The sequence below is a fragment of the Nocardia sp. NBC_01329 genome (assembly GCF_035956715.1).
Classification (GTDB): domain Bacteria; phylum Actinomycetota; class Actinomycetes; order Mycobacteriales; family Mycobacteriaceae; genus Nocardia.
This window is the reverse complement of record NZ_CP108381.1, coordinates 2,926,762-2,947,697: the sequence shown is the minus strand read 5'-3', so window position 1 is coordinate 2,947,697 and position 20,936 is coordinate 2,926,762. Positions and strand designations below refer to the sequence as shown.

Below are 20,936 nucleotides of genomic sequence, written 5' to 3'. Positions count from 1 at the left end.
AGGACAAGCATGACAACATTTGCCGGACCCCGACAGCTCACCGGTCGGCGGCTCAGCGTGCTGCCGTTGACCCGGTCGATCGGCGCCGAGCTTTCCGATATCGACCTGGCCGAGGTCGCACGCGACGACGAGCTGTTCGACGAGATGCGGGCACTACTGCTCGAATACAAGGTGCTGTTCGCCCGGGACCAGGACATCAGCCGGTCCGAGCACATCGCTCTCGCACGGCGATTCGGCGACCTGGAGGATCATCCGGTCGCGGGCAGCGATCCCGACCACCCGGGCCTGGTCCGCATCTACAAGGATCTCGACAGCCCGCCGGAACATTACGAGAACGCCTATCACTGCGACGCCACCTGGCGGGAGAGCCCACCGATGGGATGCGTGCTCCGTTGCGTGGAGACCCCGTCCGTCGGCGGCGACACGATCTGGGTGGATATGGCCGAGGCCTACCGCCGACTGCCGGAGGAGGTGAAGGCGCGGATCCGGGGCTTGACCGCGCGGCACAGTATCGAGGCGAGTTTCGGTGCGGCGATGCAGTTGGAGGAGCGGCACGCTCTGCGCGAACGTTTCCCGGATGCCGAACATCCGGTGGTGCGAACCCACCCGGAGACCGGCGAGAAGATCCTGTTCGTGAACTCGTTCGCCACCCATCTGACGAATTTCCATACGCCCGAGAATGTTCGATTCGGCGCCGATTACGCCCCTGGCGCCGCCGAGCTACTGCACTACCTCATGCGCCAGGCGAGCATTCCCGAATACCAGGTGCGGTGGCGGTGGACGGCGAACAGTTTCGCGATCTGGGACAACCGCTCGACGCAGCACTACGCCGTCCAGGATTACTGGCCCGCTGTCCGCAAGATGGAGCGCGCCGGGATCGTCGGCGACCGCCCGTACTGACACCGATCACCTGTCATTCGAATCTCATCGGAGGAATTCCATGTATTTTCACGACGACGCTCTGTTCCCGGAGAACCAGGAAAAGCTGGTGATCACCGTGGCGCCCTACGGCCCGGAATGGGAGCCCGGCGATTTCCGCGAAGACCTCCCGCTCACCATGGACGAACATGTCCAGCAGGCCGTCGACTGCTACGACGCGGGCGCCACCGTGCTGCACATCCATGTCCGTGAACTGGACGGTAAAGGGTCCAAGCGCCTGTCGAAGTTCAACGAGCTCCTCGGCCGGCTGCGCGACGCGGTGCCGGATATGATCCTGCAGGTCGGTGGTTCGATCTCGTTCGCACCGGAGGGTTCCGGGGCCGAGGCCGTGTGGCTGTCCGACGATGCGCGGCATCTGCTCGCCGAGCTGGATCCGAAACCGGATCAGGTGACCATCGCGATCAACACCAATCAGATGAACATCATCGAATTGATGACCGACGACGATATCGCCGGTACGTCCTTCACCCGCCCCGAGGTCTACGAGGCGTACCGGGAGATGCACGTTCCCGCCGGCCCCGGCTGGGTTGCGGAGCATCTGAAAAGGCTGCAGGCCAAGGGAATCCAGCCCCATTTCCAACTCGCCAACATCGCGCAGTTCGAAACCGTCGAGCGGTTGATCCGCCGTGGCGTATACACCGGACCGCTCATGTTGACCTGGGTGGGGATCGGTGGTGGTTTCGATGGGCCGAATCCCTACAACATGATGGAGTTCATCCGCCGGGTTCCCGACGGCGCGGTGCTCACGCTGGAAACCCTCATGCGCAGCGTCCTGCCGGTCAACACGATGGCCATCGCCATGGGACTGCACGCCCGCTGCGGGAACGAGGACACCCTCTGGGGCCGCAAGGGGCAGAAGATGACCTCGGTCCAGCAGGTCGAGCAACTGGTGCGAATCGCCGGGGAACTGGGCCGTGAGGTCGCTACCGGCAAGGAAGCCCGCGAGATCTACCAGCTCGGCGAACGCTACAGCGGCGCCGACGAGACCCTGGCCAAGATCGGATTCGCGCCCAACCGGAAGCCGGGCCAGATCGGATTCACCCACCACGCCTGACCGTCCGCCGCGCGGACGCCCGACGATCACCGCGGGCACGGACCGAGGGGTCCGTGCCCGTTCCTTTCCAACCCCGGTGGGGCTCTCTTCTTCTGCCTCCGCCGGATCCGTAGGAGCACCGATGGAGTTGCACACTACCGCCGCCGGAACGGCGGATCACGACACCGCTGTCCCGGCCCGGGCGATCACCGGCTCACCACCGAGCCGCCGCAGTATCTATCCATGGGTGGTGTTCGCGCTGGCATTCGGACTGCTGCTGGCCGACTATATGTCCAGGCAGGTCCTCAGTGCGATCTTTCCGTTCCTGAAAACCGAATGGATGCTGTCGGACTCGCAGCTCGCGTCACTCACCAGCGTCGTCGCCCTCATGGTCGGGCTACTCACGCTGCCGCTGTCGATAGTGGCGGACCGTTGGGGCAGGACCCGCAGCCTGGTGCTCATGGCCGTGCTGTGGAGTGCGGCAACACTGCTGTGCGCGGTCGCCGCGAGCTACGAGCAGATGCTGGGCGCACGATTCCTGGTCGGGGTGGGGGAGGCCGCCTACGGCAGCGTCGGTATCGCCGTGGTGCTCAGTGTGTTCGCGCCGCGTGTGCACGCCGCTCTCGGCGGTGCTTTCATGGCCGGTGGATCTTTCGGATCCGTGCTCGGCGTCGCGCTCGGTGGGGTGATCGCGGTACAGCTCGGCTGGCGCTGGTCGTTCGCCACCATGGCGGTATTCGGGTTGATTCTCGCGGTGCTGTTCCGAGCCGTGGTGACCGAAGCGAAACTGGCCCGCTATGCCACGGATCCGGTGGCCGTCGCCCCATCCGCCGTGGACACGGTCCGGGCGCCGGTATCCACGCTGTTCACCAATCCAGCGGTGCTGTGCGCGTACCTCGGCAGCGGTCTGCAGATATTCACCGCAGCGGTGCTGCTGTCGTGGACGCCGAGCTTCTTCAACCGTCAGTACGACCTCCCACCGGACAAGGCCGGACTCGTCGCGTCGATAGTCGTCCTGTTCGTCGGTGCGGGCATGGTCGGCTGCGGCTACATCACCGATCGGGTCAGCCGCGCCGATATGTCGCGTAAATGGACCACGGCGGTCGTGTTCTGCCTGATCTCACTGGTTTGCCTGACCATCGGATTCGGCCTCGGTACCGGGCCCGCGCAGTTGATCCTGATCGGTATCGGAGCCTTCTTCTCCGGTGGATCCTCGGGCCCGACCGCCGCCATGGTCGCCAACCTGACGCACCCGTCGGTGCGGGCGTCGGCTTTCGGCACCCTCACCCTGGCGAACAGCCTGCTCGGACTCGCGCTCGGACCCTTCGTCGTGGGCGTGCTGGCCGACCATATCGGGCTGACCGACGCTCTGCGCCTGGCCCCACTGCCGTACCTGCTCGCCATCGCCGCCTTCATCGTCGGTAAACGCGTCTATCCAGCCGGGCTTCGCCGGCTCACCGCGCTCGACCCGGCCATCGCTCGATAACACCTGAGAGGAAACGAATTTCATGGATGGCACCGCCGACCCGACAGTCGTGATCGTCCCAGGACTCCGCGACCACGTGGCCGACCATTGGCAGACTCTGCTGGCAGAGCGCCTTCCGCAGGTGCGGACGGTACCGCCGCTCGAACACGACAAGCTCTCGCTGAGCACACGGATCGCCGCACTGGATGCGGTGCTCGACGAAGTCACCGGCCCGGTGTACCTCGTTGCGCACAGCGCCGGCGTGATGATCACCGTGCATTGGGCGCGGTCCGCGACCCGTCCGGTGCGCGCGGCGCTGCTCGCCACCCCGCCGGACCTCGAATCCGCACTGCCCGCCGGGTACCCGGCATCGGCGGAACTCGACGCCGGCGGCTGGCTGCCGATCCCACGGCGCCGGTTGCCGTTTCCCAGCGTGGTGGCCGCCTCCACGAACGATCCGCTGGCCTCGTATCGGCGGGTTTCCGGGATGGCGGAGGCATGGGGCGCACGTCTCGTCGATATCGGCGAAGTCGGGCATCTCAACCCGGCCTCCGGGTACGGGTCGTGGCCGCACGGCGAGCGGCTGCTCGACCAATTGATGGACACCTGGGTACCGATGGCGGGGGAGGCTACGCGGTGAGCAAGGTGGTCACTTCGGAAGCGGTCAGCAGACGTGTGAGAAGCGGCTCGTCCGTCACGGAGTCCGAGCTGATCGACTGGTGCCGCGAGCGACAGGTGCTGTCCCTTCGACCGCACGCGACCTCGCCCGGCATCTGCAAGGCGCGCTGCTCACCGCCGCTATGTTCGCCCTCGGTAGCGGTGTCCGGTTCCGCATCCTCGCCCGGATCGGCGCACGTCCGCTCGTGCCGGCCGCTGCCCGGCCCTGTGGGTGAGCGCGCTCGCCCTCGTCGGCGCGTCGGCGGCCACCTGACTTCAGCAGCGGTCTGGCACGACCGGGCGCCGGAGTCAGAGGACCTGGCGCAGGAACTGCCGGGTTCTGGGGTTCTGCGGGTTGCCGAAGAACTGATCCGGCTCCGCGTCCTCGATGATTTTTCCCTCGCTCATGAAGACGATGCGATCGGCCGCGGCCTTGGCGAAGCCCATTTCGTGACTGACCACGACCATGGTCATTCCCTCGTCGCGCAGGCGGACCATCACGTCGAGGACCTCTTTGACCATTTCCGGGTCGAGCGCGGAAGTGGGCTCGTCGAACAGCATGACCTTCGGTTTCATGGCGAGGGCGCGGGCGATGGCTACCCGTTGTTGTTGCCCACCCGACAACTGCGCGGGGTAGTTGTCGGCCTTGTCTCCCAGGCCGACCATTTCGAGCAGTTCCCGGGCTTGTCGGCGAGCGAGGTCCTTCGTGACTCCCAGGACATGCCGCGGCCCCGATGCGACATTGTCCAGGGCGGTCATCATGGGGAAAAGATTGAAGCTCTGGAACACCATGCCGGTGTGATGACGCTGTTTCGCGAGTCGAGTTTCGGACAGGGGGCGCCGACGATCGTCGTCGGCGAATCCGATCATTTCACCGCAGACGCGTACCGTGCCGGAATCGATCGTCTCGAGGCAGTTCAGAGTCCGCAGCAATGTGCTCTTCCCGCTGCCGGAGGGCCCCAATAAGAGGACCACTTCTCCGGTGCCCACCGTGAAGTCGATTCCGTCGAGCACGACCAGGTCGCTGTACGACTTCGTCATGTTCCGGACTTCTACCATCATCGGAGCTTTCTCCGCGATATCGGTCATCGGTTCACCGCCTCTGCCTCCAGTGCACTCTCGTCCGGAATCTTCGATTCCCCGGTGCTCTTGTGTCTGTAATTGCGGTCGTAGCCTCGTCCGGCGCGGGCTTCGAGCATCTGCTGGATCAATCCCCACAGGGTGGTCAGCACCAGGAAGTACAGCGCGGCCGCGCACAGGCCTTCGAGTACTCGGAAATTGACCTGGACCAGGAACTGCGTTCGCCGGAGAAGTTCCTGCACCGAGATCACCGAGACCAGCGTCGTAGTTTTCAGGAGGCCGTTGAAGCTGTTTCCGAGCGGCGGAATCATCACCCGGAGCGCCTGGGGGAGCACGACGACCCGGAACACCTTCATCGGAGACATTCCGAGCGCCCGCGCGGCTTCGGTCTGACCGGCGGGGACGGACATGATTCCCGAACGCACGATCTCGGAGAGGTAGGCGGCCTCGTTGAGTACCAGCCCGAGTAGCGCGGCCTCGATGACACCGAGTTTGATTCCGACCTGCGGCAGGCCGGTGTAGATGATCACGAGCTGGACCAGCAGCGGGGTGCCGCGCATCAACCAGACGTAGAAACCGGATATCGCGCGCAGCGGCAGCAGTCGCGACGATCGTGCCGCGGCGACCACCACCGCGAGAATCAGCCCGAGGATCATGCTCACGACCGTGAGCCATATCGTGACCCACGCGCCTTCGAGTAATTGCCGACTCGTCAGGATGGAGAAGAACGCGTCCCAAGACCACATGGGGATGCCTTTCGATAGAGCTGCGGATCAGCTGGTCAGCGGGCCCGTGGCCACGGCGATATCGCCTTCGTAGCCGGTGACGCCGTACTGGCCGAACAGATCCGGGAGGTAGCCGTCGTTCCGCATCTCGGCGAGAACCCGCGCGACCTCGGCCGCCGCCTTACTGCCCTTGGCGAAGCCCATGGCCAAGGGCGCTTCGTTGATACCGCCGACCGCCGTCTCGAAGCGGCCGTCCTTCTGATAGAAGGACGTGACCGACTCCACGATCGACGTGCCGTCGATCTGGCCGGCGGACAATGCTTGGTAGGCGTCGGCGTTCGTCTTGAAAGTCTGGACATTCAGCGCAGGTTTGCCTTCGGCGGCGAATTGCGCGGCGAGCGCGGTCAGGGTGTCGAACTCGTAACCGGGTGCTTCGACGCCGATCGTCTTGCCTGCCAGATCCTCGACTCGGGAGATCGATTCCGGATTGCCCGCGGGAACCGAGATGGACACCGCCTGCACTTCGTAGGGGACGAGATCGATCGTCTCCGCACGTGCCGGTGTGTAGAACATCCCGGTATCGATCATGTCCCACCGGCCGCTCTGAACGCCCGGAATCTGCGCGTCGAACTCGATGTTGACGAACTTCGGGGCGAGGCACAGGCGCTGGGCGATCTCCTTACCGAGGTCGACCCGCATACCGATGACCTCGCCGTCGGCGTCGACGTATTGCATGGGCGGCAGGGTCGCGTTGGTCGCCATGGTCAGCGCGCCCTCCTGCGCGAGGTCGGCCGCGCCGAGCGTCGGTGAACAATCCGTCGGGGCGGCGACCTCCTCCGATGAACCGCATCCGGTGACGGCGGCGGCAACGACGAACGCTGCCGCGAATCCGATGATCTTGCGCATTGGCGAGCCTTTCGAGATGAACTGCACCGCAACCGAGTTGCGGGGGAAGTCGAAATCGATCCGTCTGATCCGTGGGATCGATTGCATAAAGAGTGACAAAACACGTGGGCACCGTCAATGTGGTTAACCCATCCGGCATCGAAGTCATCAACTGTTAACGAGCCGGCGGATCGGTCGACGAGTTCGTGTGGTCCCCGTCATGGGCACGGCAGGAGGCACGTTCGATCAGGCGCGCACCGATCCGATAGGTCCGGCCGTCCGGTCCGGCGGCCTCGTTGATCTGCTGGAAGAGGAGATCCATCGCGACGTTCGCCAGCTGAGCGGCACCGTTGTCCACGACCGTGATCGCCGGCTGCCACATCGCCAGCCACGGCATGTCCTCATGGCAGACCAGGGACAATTCATCGGGTAGCGAAACGCCGCGCCCGGAGAGGGTGGGCAGGATGCCGAACACCGCCTCGTGGTTGGCCGCGTACAGCGCGGTCATCGGCGCGGCCCCGTCCAGCAGGGAGTTCACCGCCTCCGCGCCGAACTCGGTGGTGAAGGGCCCTTTGCGCACGAGGTCGTGGTCGATGTCGATCCCGGCATCGGCGAGTGCGAGCCGATACCCCTCGAATCGCTCCCGGCCCGAGGTCGCGTCGGCGGTGCCGCCGATATAGCCGATACGGCGGTGTCCCAGCGCCAGCAGATGCGCGGTCGCGTCCCGGGCTCCGTCGAGATCGTCGGCGAGCACGGTGGACGCTTTGCTGCCCTGCACCGACCTGATGAGGTTGACCACCGCCCGACCCTGCGACAACAACGCGTTCGACGCGCTCGCGCTGCGGCCGCTGCCGATCACGATCGTGCCGTCGACCCCGTGCTCGCCGAGCATCGCCAGCACGTCGTTCTCCCGGCCCGGGTCCGCGTCGGTGATACACAGAATGACCTGGAAACCGCTGGTCGAAGCTCTTTTCTGGACCACCTCCGCGACGGTGTGGAATGTCGCGTTGAGCAGATTGTTCATCACCAGCCCGATCAGGTGCGATCTGTTCGACCGCAGCGCGCTCGCGGCGCGGTTCGGTCGATAGCCGAGCGTGCGGGCGGCCTGTTCCACCGCGGCCCGGGTCTCGGCCGAGATCAGGCTGGAACCGCTCAACGCACGTGATGCGGTACTGCGCGATACGCCCGCAGCCACCGCCACATCGATCAAAGTGACCGCCATCGAACCCTCTTGTCTCCATTCCGTATCCGGACTTCCGCTATTCGACACCGCCGGCGTTACGAGCACGTTTCCGGCTTGACGGCGGTGGTCATCTGGCGGCAGTCTATGCAATCGATCCCATCATGGTCGGCAAAATGACCATCTCCGGTGGAATTTCGTTCGAAAGGCAGCACCATATGAATCGCGATGACGTCTCGTGGTCCGGATACTGGCCCGCGGCCCCCACCCCGTTCACAGCGGCGGGCTCTCTCGACGCGGAGGCGCTCGGGTCGCTGATGAATCTGTACGCGGACATGGGGGTGGACGGCGTACTCGTCAACGGCAGTACCGGTGAATGGTTCAGCCAGACCGACGACGAACGCCGAACAGTCACCGAAGTGGCGGTCGACGCAGTCGCCGGTCGATTCCCCGTCGTCGTGGGAATCAGCGCCTACACCGCCCGGCAATCGTCGGCATTGGCGGTGCACGCGTCCTCGGCCGGTGCCGACGGCGTCCTCGCCACACCGCCTCCCTACGTCCACACCTCACCCGAGGAGACACTGCGGTTCTTCGAGACCGTCTCCTCGGCGACGTCTTTGCCGTTCATGGTCTACAACTGGCCGCGCGGAGTGTCCGTCGATATCGGCACCAGCCCGGGGCTGTTCTCTAGCCTGGCCGATCTCGACAACGTCGTCGCGATCAAGGACAGCACCGGCAACTGGCTGTCGATGCTCGACACTGTGGAAGCGGTGGCGGGCCGGGTCCGGGTGTTCGGCAGCTTTCTGCACCGGCGCGGCCTCGCCACCCTGCTCGAACTGGGTGGTGACGGCAATATCGACGGCGGCGGTGTCGGCGCTCCGTTCGCCGTGCCGTTCTACCGTGCGGTGGCAGCCGGCGACGCCGTATCCGCTCGCACCTGGGCCGACAGGTACCGCGCGTTGTCCGGGAGGCTGATAGCCGGCGACTACAGCGGCGTGTTCGCCTCACCCATTCCGCAGTTGAAAGCCGTGATGAACCTGCTGGGTCAGCCGGGCGGCGCGGTGCGCGAACCGCTGCTGCCGGTCACCGACGAGACGACTCTGGCAGCGCTTCAGGACATCATCGACGAATCCGGTATCGCCGAAGCGTCGGCGCAGACTCTGGGAGCCGGCAGTGCGCACTGAGGTCGACGCGCTCGTCGTCGGCGCCGGAATAGTCGGCGCCGCTACCGCATTGGCGCTCACCCGGGCAGGATCTCGGGTGGCGGTACTGGACCGTGGGATTCCGAACTCGGCCGGTTCGGGCACCACTGCGGGAAATCTGCACATTCAGACCATTCACGCTCGCCGGCCCGGCCAAGGTGTCGCGGTCGATGTCGAACATCTGCTTCCTCTGCAGAAGGCGACCAGTGGACTGTGGGACGTGCTCGCCGGATCCGTGCCCGATCTCGGTCTCGTCCGCTGTGGCGGATTCATGGTCGCCGAGACCGAGGACCAGGTACGCCGGCTGCGTACGAAGCACGAGTGGGAACGAGCCGCCGGGATTCCGACCGAGGTCCTGACCGGGGACGAGGCGCGTCGTGCGCTGCCGCTGCTGGGCCCGGCGATCGAAGGTGCCACCTGGTGTGCGTGGGACGGCTTCGCCGAACCCGATATGGCGGGGCCGGCGCTACTGCGGCGAGCGGAAGCCGAAGGCGCGGTGGTGCACCCGAACACCCCCGTCACGACATTGCGCCGAGCGCGCGACAGCTGGCAGGCCGGCACACCTGGCGGGACCTGGCACACTCCGGTCGTGATCGACGCCGCCGGTCCGTGGATGGCCGATATCGCGGCACTGGCCGGAGTGCGGCTCCACCTGACACCGACGGCTCTGCAGATGCATTCCCTCGCTGCCGCCCCCAGCACTCTCGAAGTACTGGTACAGCATGTCGGCGAGGGCATGTCGATCAAACAGGACCGTCGCGACCGTCTCGTTCTCGGCGGCGGCTGGCCCGCCGGACCGTTCCACGCCACCGATCCCGCCCCGATCCTGGAGAGCAGCACTTCCGGCAACCTCGCCCAGGTGGCGCGACTGCTCCCGGACCTGGCCGGTGGGCGACTGCTCGAGGCGTGGACCGGACCCGTCGTCACCACACCCGACGAAATGCCGGTCATCGGTGAACTCGACGGCGCACCCGGGATCTTTGTCGCGGGTGGCACGTACTCGTTCACCTTCGCGCCACTGTGGGCGGAGTTGCTCACGGCACTGGTACTGGGGAAAGAACCCGGGCTCGACGTGTCCGCCTTCTCGCCCTCCCGGCTCACCCAACTTCCGACGCGGTAAAGGATCTTTCTCATGGCTCTGGTCACGATGTTCGTCAACGGGCAGGCGATGTCCGGCGGAACGCTCAACGACGCATTGAACGACGCGAAGTTCCTCGGGCGGGTCCGAACCGCCGCCAAGTACCGGTTCTATTCCGTCCGTGACGAATTTCCGGGTCTGCATCCCGTCGCCGCGGGCGGCTTGGTGATACCGGGCGAACTGTACGAGGTCGAGTACGACGTGCTGCGCGAGCAACTGCTTCCCCGCGAACCGGCCGAACTCGAACTCGGTGTCATCGAACTGGCGAACGGCAGCGGATCGCTGTCCATGCGGATGCGCGCGGACGCACTCGGCGCACCCGGTGTCACCGATATCAGTGACCGGGGTGGATGGCTGGCATATCTGGAGGAAAAGCGATGAAGGTCGTGCGCGGCGGCACTGTCGTGGAATCGAATTGGTCCGCACCGGCCGATCTCGTGATCGACGGCGACAAGGTGCTGGCGGTAGTCGCCCCCGGTACGCCGGTCGACGAGTCGGCGGAGATCATCGACGCCACCGGAAAACTCGTCCTGCCCGGTGGGGTGGATCCGCACTGCCACGTAGGTTTCACCTCGGGCGAATTCACCTCGCTGGATTCCTATCTCGAATGCACCACCGCCGCGGTCTTCGGTGGCACCACCACGATCATCGACTTCGCCATCCCGCGCCCGGGGCAGCGGCCGCTCGACGCCGCGGTGGAGCAACGCGCCAAAGCGGCAGCGGGATTGTGCGACTCGGCTCTGCACGCCTGTGTCGTGGACTGGGACGAGACCACGGCGCAGCAATTGGCGACCATGGCCGATGCCGGTATTCGCACGGTGAAGATGTTCACCACCTACGCCGGCGAGACGATGGCGAACGAACACACCATCTTGAACACCATGCGGGCCACTCGCGATCTCGGCGGGATGGTCATCATCCACTGCGAATCCGACGCGATCGTCGCCGATGCGCAGAACTGCGCGGCGGCGACAGCAGATATCGACGCCTCCCATATGTCGAGCACGCGGCCCGAACTGGCCGAGACCGCATCCGTCGCGGCGATCCTGGCCATCGCGGAATCACAGGGCGCCCCGGTCTATTTCGTCCATCAATCGAGTCCGGCCGCGGTCGAACTGGTGGTCGACGCCCGTAAACGTGGACTGGTCGCCTTCACCGAGGCGGTCGCGCACCATCTCACCCTCGACGCCACCGAATACGCCGGGCCGGAACCCGAACGGTTCGTCTGCTGTCCGCCGCTGCGTGCGACCGACACCGTCGAAGGGCTCGGCCGTCAGCTGTTCACCGGGAACATCACCACCATCGGATCCGACCACTGCTGCTATGACACCGCGCAGAAGCGATCGCACCGGCACGACGTGCGGCATATGCCCAACGGGCTACCCGGTGTCGAAACACGGCTCCCGGTCATCTTCTCCCACTACGTCGACGGTATGGGATTGTCGCCCAGCAGGTTCGTCGAGCTGACCGCGACGAATCCCGCTCGCACCAATGGTCTCTACCCGCGGAAAGGCTCCCTGATGCCGGGAGCGGACGCGGATATCGCGATCTGGGACCCGGCACGCGAATGGACGGTCACCACCGGCGAACTGCATATGGCCACCGATTACACCCCGTACGAGGGCCGACGTCTCCGGGGCAAGCCGGTCACCGTCCTGGTGGGCGGGGTCGTTGTGGTCGACGACGGTCAGCTCGTAGATGCGACACCGCGTGGCCGGCATCTACCGGCCGCGGCTCTGGACTTCAGCGGTGCCTTCCATATGTGAATCACCCGGCGCTCGTTACTGCGACACTCCGCCACTGGTCGATGGTCGACCCGATCGATCCGAAACAAGCAGTGCGCGGCCGCTCTACGGTTGGACGACTCGTGCGTTGCGGCGCGTCTGCGGCGCATCGTATCGCGCAGACCGCAGAATCGCTGGTCATGGCGATCAATGTGGGGCGCAGATCCGCACTCGGCCTGCTGGCGGGGCTGCCGTTGCTGGGCATCGGGACGGCGTTGCCGGGCATCGGGACGGCACGAGGGCAGTCGGCGCTACCCGGAGTCGGTGTCGATCCGCACCGGGTGCCCTCGCGATACACGATGACAGGGTTCCGTGCCGACAGTGACACGACTTTGGTGGTGTACGAGTCGGTGGACGGGACGCGGTTCACGCCGGTGGCCGAGCGTGCCTACACGCCGCCGACGGGGCTGGTTCGTGACCCCAGCGTGCTGTTGCACACCGACGGTTGGTATTACCTCACTTACACCATGGCCGCCGACGCGACCTCGATCGGTGCGGCACGCAGCCGGGATCGGATCAGTTGGACGGCGATGGCGGCTGTGCCGATGCTGGTGCCCGGCCGCTTGGAGGGTGCGTGGGCGCCGGAATGGTATACCGATGTGGCGGGGCGGGTCGGGATTATCGTGTCGCTGACCTGGGGTCATGGTTTCACCCCGCATATGGTGGTACCGCGCGGAACGGAGTTTTCCGCATGGACACCGCCGATACCGCTGCTAGGTTTGAGTCCCGGCGGTCCGGGTTCGCTGGGCTATATCGATACGGCGTTGGTGCGGCTGGGCGGGCGGGTGTGGGCGTTCGTGAAGAACGAGGACACGAAGCTGATCGAGCTGGCGGTGGCCGATAATCCGTTGGGGCCGTACAGCTTTGTGGCGAAAGGGGATTGGGCGGGCTGGGGTGGCCCGCGGGAGGGGCAGTCGGTGGTGACATTGCCCGACGGCGGCCATCGCATCTATCTCGACGCCTATACCGAGGGCCGCTATCTCTACAGCGACAGCTACGACGGGTTCCGGACCTGGTCGGCGCCGACCGAGCTTGCCGGGCTTTCGGGCACGATCCGGCACGGCACGGTCCTCACCGAATTCGGTTCGCCGACAATTCCTTGACGGGCGCAGTGCCGGCACACCGCGCGACGGTCCGGTGGTGTCTGCTCCGCGACGACCAACCGCCGCGCCGACCGGTGCCGGCGCGGCGGCGGAGACACCGGTCGGCCACGGTGCCTGGAGCTGGGTGGTGGTGCCGGGCATCGACACACCCCGACGTCAGCAGCGCAAGTACCGGTGTCCGGTCGTAAGACGGACCGGCCGCGTCGGCTGGTCGCCGAATGGGATCGCGACCGTCCAGGCGGCGTCACCATCGGGTGGCGATCCGGGGAGGTGTGTAGTGAAGTCCGCGTACCGCAGGGACAGGCCGAGTCGGACTCGATAGAAGCGCTCGGCGGCAGCGGGGTCACGGGATTCATGGACGATCCGACCCGGTATCCGGGGTCCCCGCGGGTGCGTCCATCCGGCGAACGCTCCTGGTTGCCAGAGCGAGACGGCCGCTCCGAATGGATCGATGACGGTAGCGAGGATTCCTTGATCGGCAACCGGCGTGGGAGCGATCAGGCTGGTGGCGCCGTCGGCGACAGCGAGGCCGTGTGCCGCCGCCGCATCCCCGACCGCGAGGTAATAGCTGATGTGGGGTGGAGTTCCGGGCGGATAGAGAGGACTGTCGAGATTGCTGAGCCCGGCCACCCAGTGGTTGTCGGCTCGCGCTTTGATCGCGCCCCGCCAGTCGCCCGGATCTACCAGACATTCCCAGCCGAACTCGTCGGCGAACACTCGAGCGGCCGCATCGACGTCCGCGGCCTTGCAGTCCATCCAGCAGAATTCCCCGAGAGGCCGCGAGCCTGAGGGAAGTGGGCGGATCACAGCAATTCCTCTCGTCGGGTTACCGGTCTCCCGACCAGTGGAGATAGAAGGCTATCGCGACCCGGCCGCCGGCGGTTCCCGCGGCGTTCCGTGATCTCATCGAGCGGTGGATGTCGACGTCAGTTCGGATCAGGGCTGTCTGTATCGACGAATTCCGACCTGAATGTCAGGAGATCGCTTTCCGATAGACCTGCCGGGAACCACCTTCCGGGCCGGGCGCCGCCGCCTCGGCGGGTACGAAGCCCAGGCTCTCGTAGAAGGCTCGTGCGCCGCTTGCGGTGGCGCCCGGATGGTCGATTCCGAAGGTCACTACCTCGATGATTCCGGGTACCTGCGTAAACCTGCGTGTCGCGTGAGTCATGAGCGCTGAGCCGACATTGTTTCCGCGCTGCTGTTCGGCGACGACGAGCCAGTGGATGCGGTATGTCGGGGCCTTCACACCGAACATCACGGCGCCGAGGATCTCCGTGTTCGGAGCGACTGCGATCAGCGCTGCTGACCGGAGGATGTGCTGGTTCACCGAGCGCTGGAATCCGGGGTCGTCGACCATGGGGCCGAACCACAGCTCGACCTGGGCTGCCAAGCCGAGAATGGAAGGGAGGTCCTGCTCTCGTGCTGGTCTGATGTCCATCCGAACAGTCTGACAGGGGTGGCGGCCGCCGGGACTTCTCAGACCTTTTCGAGGACAAGGCCTTTCGCCGGCACTGAAACTGCACGACATCCGCTTCGCCCGGACATCGGGTTACCGGGGGTGGTATCGCCGGTCCCAGGCCCAGCCGACTCTGGAGCCGCAGTGCGATCGGCGCGAAGCTGCACTCATGACGACAGAGACGGTCGCCCTGGTGACGGGAGCGAACAAGGGACTCGGACGTGAGACGGTGCGCCGACTGGCCCGACAGGGCTGGGAGGTGTTTCTCGCTGCCCGCGACAGCGCGCGTGGCGCCGCAGCGGTGGACGAGCTGGCCGGAGAAGGCGTGCGGGCCCGCTTCGTCGCGCTCGATGTGACATCGGACGAATCGGTGGCGGCGGCGGCCGCCGCGGTGGGGGCCGCGGTGGGTCGCGTGGACGTGCTGATAAATAACGCCGCCACCGGCGGGCCTCGCACACATCCGGCCGTAACGGGAGTCGACGAGGTGCGTGAGGTGTTCGAAACCAACGTCTTCGGCCCCATCCGTGTCATCCATGGTTTTCTGCCGCTGCTGCGTGCGTCCGGCCATCCGCGCATCGTCATGGTTTCCAGCGGTATGGGCTCGATCCCGACCGTCACCGACCCGCGCTGGAAGGAATACCTGCAACCCATGCTCGGCTACCCGGCAACCAAAGCGGCGTTGAACATGCTCACCACCATGTACGCCCTCGCCCTGAGCGATATCCGGATCAATGCGGTCGACCCCGGTTACACGGCCACCGACCTCAACGGTCACACCGGTGTCCAGACCGTCGCGGAGGGGACCGACGCCATCGTCGAACTGGCGTCCATCGGTCCCGGCGGACCCACCGGCGCGTTCTTCGACAGGAATGGAACAGTCCCGTGGTGAGGGCAGCACTCACGGCCGTCACCCTGCTGATAGTAGGGTCGGCGCTGGTCATATCCGTGGTGAGACCGGAGGATCGTCCGATGGAACAAACGAATCCGAGTGAGCTGACCGTCCTGTCGATCGGACTGCATCCCGGTGCAATCGACTACAGCCGGTACCCATCCCTCGACGAAGCCACCCTCACCGCGCGCATCGCGGCGGGAGAAGCCGCGCTCCGCGAAGCCGGATTCGATATCGTGTCCTGCCAGGTGCCCGCGGATCCCGATGCGGCCGAGACGGCGTTACGCCGCTGCGCCTCGGACGGATCGTTCCGGGTCGCCATGATCGGTGCGGGCGTACGCATGGCGGCCGAGCACACCCTGCTGTTCGAACGGCTCGTCAATGTGGTTACCGACATCGCACCCGGAATACGCCTGTGTTTCAACACATCGCCGGAGAACACTATCGAAGCGCTTCGACGCTGGGTACAGCCCGACGAAGGGTGAGGGTCGGCGGACGTGCCCACCGGCCCCTGCGCGGGCCGCACGGTGCCGGAGAGTTCCGGCTCATGATCCCGGCCGTCGACCGGTCGGGTGCGGCCGCTGTGAAAAAGCCAGTCGCCGGAGCCGCGCCCAGTCCATCGGTCGTTTGAACGGGCGCACGCCGGGACGGTCGCGGGGGACACGCACTCGGAGTGCGCCGGCGGTGATTGTGCATCGGATCGGCGTGGGAAGTACCAGGGCCTCACCGTCGACACCGACCGGAATCTCGGGCTCATCGGCCTCGATCAGGACTTCACCGCCGGTGTGTCGAGTGAGGCCGCGCTGGTGTGCGCGACGTAGGAGGCCGACTGCCTGTCGTGCGCTGCCCACCTTGATCGTCACCATACCGAGTGTCCCGCGATCCAACCGGGCCCGGCGGCCCAGACCCGCCAGGTCATGGGTTTCGTACGGCCCGTTGCTCACCAGTACCGCCTGCGGATCCTCGATCGTGGACCCGCCCTGGTGCGCGACCAGTCGGGCGCCGCGGTGACCGCCGAGCATATCGGGGAGCAGCTGCAGGATCGTGGCGGTCTTGTCCTCCCGGTATGCCGGGCTCTGCACCATCTGGGCGTAGACGCCGAACGACGCGTTGTTGACGAAGGCGCGGCCATCGATATCACCGAGATCGACGCGGAGTTCCGTGCCGTCCGCGAGTGCGTCCAGGCAGGTCGATGGATCGGAGAGATCCAATCCGAGATCGGACGCGAAGTGGTTGCGGGTACCGGCACTGATCACCAGGAACGGCAGATCGTTCGCTGCGGCGATACCCGCGACGAGGGCCTGCGTACCGTCGCCGCCTGCCACGCCGAGCAGATCGGCGCCCCGTGCCACCGCATTCCGTGCCAGTGCCGCGATATCGGCCGCGCCCGCTCCTTCGAGCAGGGCTACCTCGGCGCCGAGTGCTTCGGCTCGTTTCTGCAGATCGAATTTCCCCACCTTGCCGCCACCCGAGCGCGGGTTCATGACCAGGAAGGGCCGCCGCGGCGGTGGCGCCGGACGCTCGGGCATCACCGTATCGGCTCGAGCCTCGCCGAGCGCCGCCCGAGCGCAGGCCTGGGCGAGCATCGCCAGTAATGACGCCAGTACCACCGCCCACAACAGATGCGCGCGAATGAGGAGGGTGATCACGGAGATCGGCGTCAGCACCAGGATGCCCAACGATATCCACCGCAGAGGGCCCCGGCTCGTCAGGAACCAGAACGAGGCCGCGGCTCCCACCGCGAGAGCACCGACAGTCAGAATCAGCAGTGTCAGAGTGTGCAGCCCCGCGAAGATCAGCAGTACGGCCGCCGAACCGAACGCGGCGAGGAATGCCGCTCGGGCCAGCACGCGCGGCCGGCCACCGGCGGGACCCGCGGTCTCACCGGGCTCGTGATGAGGCCGCATTCCGGGTACCCCGCCGGAGTCCGACTTCACCCGGGCCAGAGCACCGGCCGGAACCGGGGTGGACCATAGCCGCCGGACGGTATGCCGATCATTTCGCCGCGCTCTTACGCGCGCGAGCACGACGTGGGGCCCGGGCTCGGGCGGCGCTCTCCGATTCCGCGGCGGCTTCGGCTTTCGGTTCGCCGGACGAATCATCGCGCCAGCTGATCTCGATCTCCACCTCGATCTCATCGCCGTCGACTTCTATCTCGAACTCCCAGCGAACCTGATCGGCGACGACAATCGAGAGGGAATCGCCCTCCGTGCCGAGTTCGGTCTCCGCACCGCCGGCCAGCGCATGTCCGAGGGCGATGAGCCGCTCCGAGGCTTCTTTCCGGGAGAGTTCGGACTTTCTCTTCAGCTCCAACTTGGGCACGACCACTCCTTGACTCGGGGCAGTGCGCTCCGCCCGGCAGACTCGGGGCAGTGCGCTCCACACGCGGCGACTGTCAGCCGAGAGCTTTCGCTTTGAGGGTTTCGAACTCTGCCCGGTTGATGGTGCCCGCGTCGAGCAACGATTGCGCATCAGCGATCTGTTCGGTAGCGGACTTCCCGGCCACCTGCCGGATGTAGTCGTCCGTCGCCTGCCTGGCATTGTTGTGCGCTTCGATCTGCCGCTGTGCCATACCGCGGCCTCTGGCGATGAGGTAGACGAAGGCCGTGATGTAGGGCACCACGATCAAGAAGATGATCCACAGTGTCTTGACGATCCCGGACATCTCCCGGTCACGGAACAGATCCGCGATGACATGGAACAGGATGATCAGATAGGCGACGAACGCGAATACGACGAGCGTGTACCACAGTAGTTCCCAAATAGTATCCAACATGGTCGACCACCCTTCGAATGCCGCAATCCAGCCCGTGGACCGCGTAGCTGTCGAGCAGATCGAATGCCGCGCTCACCCGGCAAGGCCTGCGCGCCCGAAGTCTAGGATTCTCGCGGCGGTCCGGTCTCACCCGCAGCGGGTGAGATCGCATCCATCGTCGCCGCGCCGACGATGGATGGGCAACTGCCGGGACCGGCGACGAAACTGTCCGGTCTCATCCCCTCCCGGTGGGAACCGCGCCGGTGCCGGCACCGCGTGGCAGCTACTCTCCGAGAAGAGACCGATCACCACTGTCGGTCAGCTACTCCGACCGGAGTCCGAAGGGGCGAGCAGCGCACACTCGCACGTCATCGCGTAAGAGCCCCTCCGATGACAGGCCGAACAAGCGAAACTGTAGGCGACGCAAAAGAATACCGTCTTCGTCCTTGCTAGTTTGTCGGTGTAAAGAATCAGGACCCGCTGTCGCGGGCCGGTTCCAACAGGACGGAAGAAGAGGTCGATGCCGGAAACGAACTACTCGCCCGACCGCCATTTGGTCGGGCGGGCCATTGCCGACATCACCGGAGAACCGGCCGAGGTCGGCATGCTCGGTTACGGCAAGGCCGGTCAGAAGACCACCGGAATACACCTGCGGTTGCGCGCCCGCGCTTTCGTCTTCGCGGACCCGCTCACCGATCGGCGGGTGCTGCTGATCGTCAACGACCTGCCGCTGATCTTTTCCAGCATCACCCAGGAGGTGCTGCGCCGCCTGGCTCAGCGCTTCGGCGACACCTACACCGAGTCCAACGTGATGCTCACCGCAACCCACACCCACTGCGGGCCCGGCGGTTATTCGCACCACCGGTTGTACAACAGCTCGATCGGATTCCGCCCCAAAACCTTCGCGGCGATCGTCGACGGCATAGTCGAGGCGGCCGAGCGGGCCCACGAGGATCTCGCACCCGCCACCCTGCGCCTGATCCACGGCGAGCTGCGCGAGGCCAGCGTCAATCGCTCGCGCACGGCATTCGACCGAAATCCGGAGGAGGACAAGGCGTTTTTTCCCGACGCCATCGACCCACAGACCACCCTGCTGCGCATCGATCGCGAGGGCGAACCGGTCGGCGCCATCAACTGGTTCGCCACGCACGGCACGTCGATGACCAACCGGAACACGCTGATCAGCGGCGACAACAAGGGGTACGCGGCCTATCACTGGGAACGCGTGGTCGAGGGCGTGGACTATCTGGCGGACCCGGATCCCGACTTCGTCGCGGCCTTCGCGCAGACCAACGCCGGTGATATGTCGCCCAACCTGGACGGCAAGCCCGGCCACGGCCCCACCGACGACGAGTTCGAGAACACCCGGATCCTCGGCCTGCGCCAATACGAGGCCGCGGCGAAACTCGCCGCCGGGTACATGCCTCGAATGGCCGGCAGCATCGATTGCCGATTCGTCCACGTCGATCTGTCCGCGGTGACCGTGTCACCAGAGTTCACGGGAGACGAGCGGGAGCGCCGCACCGGCCGGCCTGCTGCGGGTGCGGCTGCTTTTGCCGGCGCGGGGTACGACGGGCCCACCCACTGGAAGACCTTCCGTGAAGGGCGGAACCCGGGCTGGGATCTGCTGTCGAGGTTGGCGTACCGGTTCGCGCCCGCACTGCGGGATGTGCAGGCGCCCAAAGCGATCGTCGCCCCGGGCGGACTGCTCAATCGTTTCGGGTCATATGTGCAAGAGATCGTTCCGGTACAGCTTTTCCAGATCGGCGAGCTGTTTCTGCTCGGTATTCCGGGCGAAGTGACGATCACCGCCGGCCTGCGGTTGCGGCGCACGGTGGCGGCTGTTCTCGGTGTCGAGGTGGCCAACGTCCTGGTCGCTGGATACAGCAACGCCTATATCCATTACGTCACAACTCCTGAGGAGTACCTCGCACAACATTACGAGGGTGCGAGCACTCTGTTCGGCCGTTGGGAGTTGCCGGCCCTGCAGCAGATCGCGGCGCAGCTCGCGACCGCGATGCAGGACGGCGCCGCAGTGCCGTCCGGTACCACCGCACCCGATCTGTCGGAGCTGCAGCGACCTGCAGAAACAACACCGACGCCGGACTTTCCGCCGGTGGGACACGATTTCGGCGACGTGCTCACCGAGCCGGCGTCCGCGTATCGCGCCGGGGAGCGGGTATCCGTCGAATTCGCCGGCGCGCACCCCAACCACGATCTACATCGCGGCAGCACCTATCTCATGGTGCAGCGACGCGACGAGGAGCGTTGGCGAACGATCGCCGGTGACGGGGACTGGACGACCACTTTCAGCTGGTCGCCCGGCCCCGCCTCGAGCTCGCGAGTCACCATCGGCTGGCACAGTCCCGCCGACGCGACACCCGGCAGCTACCGGATCCGGTACTTCGGCGACGCTGTGCAGCTCGGCGGCGACCGCGTCCCCATCAGCGGCACCTCACCCGAGTTCCGGATCCACGGTGAGGATCACGGCGCTCCAGGCCTTCCTGAAATGGAGTGAGAGGTATCGGTCGAAACCGTGCGACGTGCGACGCGGACGGGGCGTCGCCGGTACGGCTCGTCACCTGGAACAGCCAGCACCCGGCGATGCGCCGCGCGGATCACCGACCGGCCCGGACGGAGCAGCG

21 protein-coding genes are annotated in these 20,936 nt (G+C 65.9%); 12 read left to right on the top strand and 9 right to left on the bottom strand.

Annotated features, from left to right (window positions below; translation table 11 throughout):
- Positions 1–9: 9 nt before the first annotated feature.
- The 4 genes from OG405_RS13360 to OG405_RS13345 all read left to right on the top strand — a co-directional run bounded on the left by OG405_RS13360 (position 10) and on the right by OG405_RS13345 (position 4,077).
- Positions 10–900, top strand: a complete 891-nt coding sequence (locus OG405_RS13360) for a TauD/TfdA dioxygenase family protein (protein WP_327151948.1) — start codon at positions 10–12, stop codon at positions 898–900.
- Between the two features lie 40 nt (positions 901–940).
- Positions 941–1,993, top strand: coding sequence for a 3-keto-5-aminohexanoate cleavage protein (locus OG405_RS13355; protein WP_327151947.1), 1,053 nt, complete (start codon positions 941–943; stop codon positions 1,991–1,993).
- Positions 1,994–2,114: 121 nt separating this feature from the next.
- On the top strand, positions 2,115–3,458 hold the full coding sequence (locus OG405_RS13350) for an MFS transporter (protein WP_327151946.1): 1,344 nt from the start codon (positions 2,115–2,117) through the stop codon (positions 3,456–3,458).
- 22 nt (positions 3,459–3,480) lie between these two features.
- Positions 3,481–4,077: an RBBP9/YdeN family alpha/beta hydrolase gene (locus tag OG405_RS13345; protein WP_327151945.1), complete on the top strand. Its 597-nt coding sequence runs from the start codon at positions 3,481–3,483 to the stop codon at positions 4,075–4,077.
- A 326-nt stretch (positions 4,078–4,403) separates the two neighbouring features.
- Here the strand turns inward: OG405_RS13345 and OG405_RS13340 are convergent, their stop codons facing one another.
- From OG405_RS13340 to OG405_RS13325, 4 genes are all read right to left on the bottom strand, one after another.
- A complete protein-coding gene (locus tag OG405_RS13340) occupies positions 4,404–5,153 on the bottom strand; it encodes an amino acid ABC transporter ATP-binding protein (RefSeq protein ID WP_327152326.1) in 750 nt (249 codons plus the stop codon).
- Positions 5,154–5,179: 26 nt separating this feature from the next.
- Positions 5,180–5,920: an amino acid ABC transporter permease gene (locus OG405_RS13335; protein WP_327151944.1), complete on the bottom strand. Its 741-nt coding sequence runs from the start codon at positions 5,918–5,920 to the stop codon at positions 5,180–5,182.
- 27 nt (positions 5,921–5,947) lie between these two features.
- Complete coding sequence (locus OG405_RS13330; RefSeq protein WP_327151943.1) at positions 5,948–6,805, bottom strand: ABC transporter substrate-binding protein; 858 nt, start codon at positions 6,803–6,805, stop codon at positions 5,948–5,950.
- A gap of 154 nt (positions 6,806–6,959) precedes the next feature.
- On the bottom strand, positions 6,960–8,006 hold the full coding sequence (locus tag OG405_RS13325) for a LacI family DNA-binding transcriptional regulator (RefSeq protein ID WP_327151942.1): 1,047 nt from the start codon (positions 8,004–8,006) through the stop codon (positions 6,960–6,962).
- Between the two features lie 134 nt (positions 8,007–8,140).
- On the opposite strand from OG405_RS13325, the gene OG405_RS13320 reads away from it, so the two are divergent.
- The 5 genes from OG405_RS13320 to OG405_RS13300 all read left to right on the top strand — a co-directional run bounded on the left by OG405_RS13320 (position 8,141) and on the right by OG405_RS13300 (position 13,191).
- Positions 8,141–9,148, top strand: coding sequence for a dihydrodipicolinate synthase family protein (locus tag OG405_RS13320; RefSeq protein ID WP_327151941.1), 1,008 nt, complete (start codon positions 8,141–8,143; stop codon positions 9,146–9,148).
- Positions 9,138–10,286 (top strand): NAD(P)/FAD-dependent oxidoreductase, encoded by a 1,149-nt coding sequence (locus tag OG405_RS13315; RefSeq protein ID WP_327151940.1) that lies wholly within the window; start codon positions 9,138–9,140, stop codon positions 10,284–10,286. Before OG405_RS13320 ends, OG405_RS13315 begins: the two co-directional genes overlap by 11 nt.
- Before the next feature lie 12 nt (positions 10,287–10,298).
- Entirely contained in the window at positions 10,299–10,685 is a 387-nt protein-coding gene (locus OG405_RS13310) for an allophanate hydrolase-related protein (RefSeq protein ID WP_327151939.1), read from the top strand.
- Positions 10,682–12,070, top strand: a complete 1,389-nt coding sequence (hydA, locus tag OG405_RS13305) for a dihydropyrimidinase (RefSeq protein ID WP_327151938.1) — start codon at positions 10,682–10,684, stop codon at positions 12,068–12,070. The genes OG405_RS13310 and hydA overlap by 4 nt, the downstream gene beginning before the upstream one ends.
- Positions 12,071–12,228: 158 nt before the next feature.
- Positions 12,229–13,191 (top strand): hypothetical protein, encoded by a 963-nt coding sequence (locus OG405_RS13300; RefSeq protein WP_327151937.1) that lies wholly within the window; start codon positions 12,229–12,231, stop codon positions 13,189–13,191.
- A gap of 156 nt (positions 13,192–13,347) precedes the next feature.
- On the opposite strand, the gene OG405_RS13295 is transcribed toward OG405_RS13300, so the two are convergent.
- Together OG405_RS13295 and OG405_RS13290 are read right to left on the bottom strand one after the other, a co-directional pair.
- Complete coding sequence (locus OG405_RS13295) at positions 13,348–13,947, bottom strand: hypothetical protein (RefSeq protein ID WP_327151936.1); 600 nt, start codon at positions 13,945–13,947, stop codon at positions 13,348–13,350.
- 217 nt (positions 13,948–14,164) lie between these two features.
- Positions 14,165–14,629 carry a GNAT family N-acetyltransferase gene (locus OG405_RS13290; protein ID WP_327151935.1) on the bottom strand — a complete coding sequence of 155 codons (465 nt, stop codon included), beginning with the start codon at positions 14,627–14,629 and terminating at the stop codon, positions 14,165–14,167.
- 187 nt (positions 14,630–14,816) lie between these two features.
- On the opposite strand from OG405_RS13290, the gene OG405_RS13285 reads away from it, so the two are divergent.
- On the top strand, positions 14,817–15,536 hold the full coding sequence (locus tag OG405_RS13285; protein ID WP_327151934.1) for an SDR family NAD(P)-dependent oxidoreductase: 720 nt from the start codon (positions 14,817–14,819) through the stop codon (positions 15,534–15,536).
- Between the two features lie 80 nt (positions 15,537–15,616).
- On the top strand, positions 15,617–16,021 hold the full coding sequence (locus OG405_RS13280; RefSeq protein WP_327151933.1) for a hypothetical protein: 405 nt from the start codon (positions 15,617–15,619) through the stop codon (positions 16,019–16,021).
- 60 nt (positions 16,022–16,081) lie between these two features.
- Here OG405_RS13280 and OG405_RS13275 read toward each other — a convergent pair whose 3' ends face one another.
- From OG405_RS13275 to OG405_RS13265, 3 genes are all read right to left on the bottom strand, one after another.
- Positions 16,082–17,443 (bottom strand): diacylglycerol/lipid kinase family protein, encoded by a 1,362-nt coding sequence (locus tag OG405_RS13275; protein WP_327152325.1) that lies wholly within the window; start codon positions 17,441–17,443, stop codon positions 16,082–16,084.
- A gap of 88 nt (positions 17,444–17,531) precedes the next feature.
- A complete protein-coding gene (locus tag OG405_RS13270) occupies positions 17,532–17,858 on the bottom strand; it encodes an amphi-Trp domain-containing protein (RefSeq protein ID WP_327151932.1) in 327 nt (108 codons plus the stop codon).
- A 73-nt stretch (positions 17,859–17,931) separates the two neighbouring features.
- Positions 17,932–18,312, bottom strand: a complete 381-nt coding sequence (locus OG405_RS13265; protein WP_327151931.1) for an SHOCT domain-containing protein — start codon at positions 18,310–18,312, stop codon at positions 17,932–17,934.
- A gap of 499 nt (positions 18,313–18,811) precedes the next feature.
- Here OG405_RS13265 and OG405_RS13260 point away from each other — a divergent pair, with 499 nt between their 5' ends.
- Positions 18,812–20,809 carry a neutral/alkaline ceramidase gene (locus OG405_RS13260; protein ID WP_327151930.1) on the top strand — a complete coding sequence of 666 codons (1,998 nt, stop codon included), beginning with the start codon at positions 18,812–18,814 and terminating at the stop codon, positions 20,807–20,809.
- Positions 20,810–20,936 lie beyond the last annotated feature (127 nt).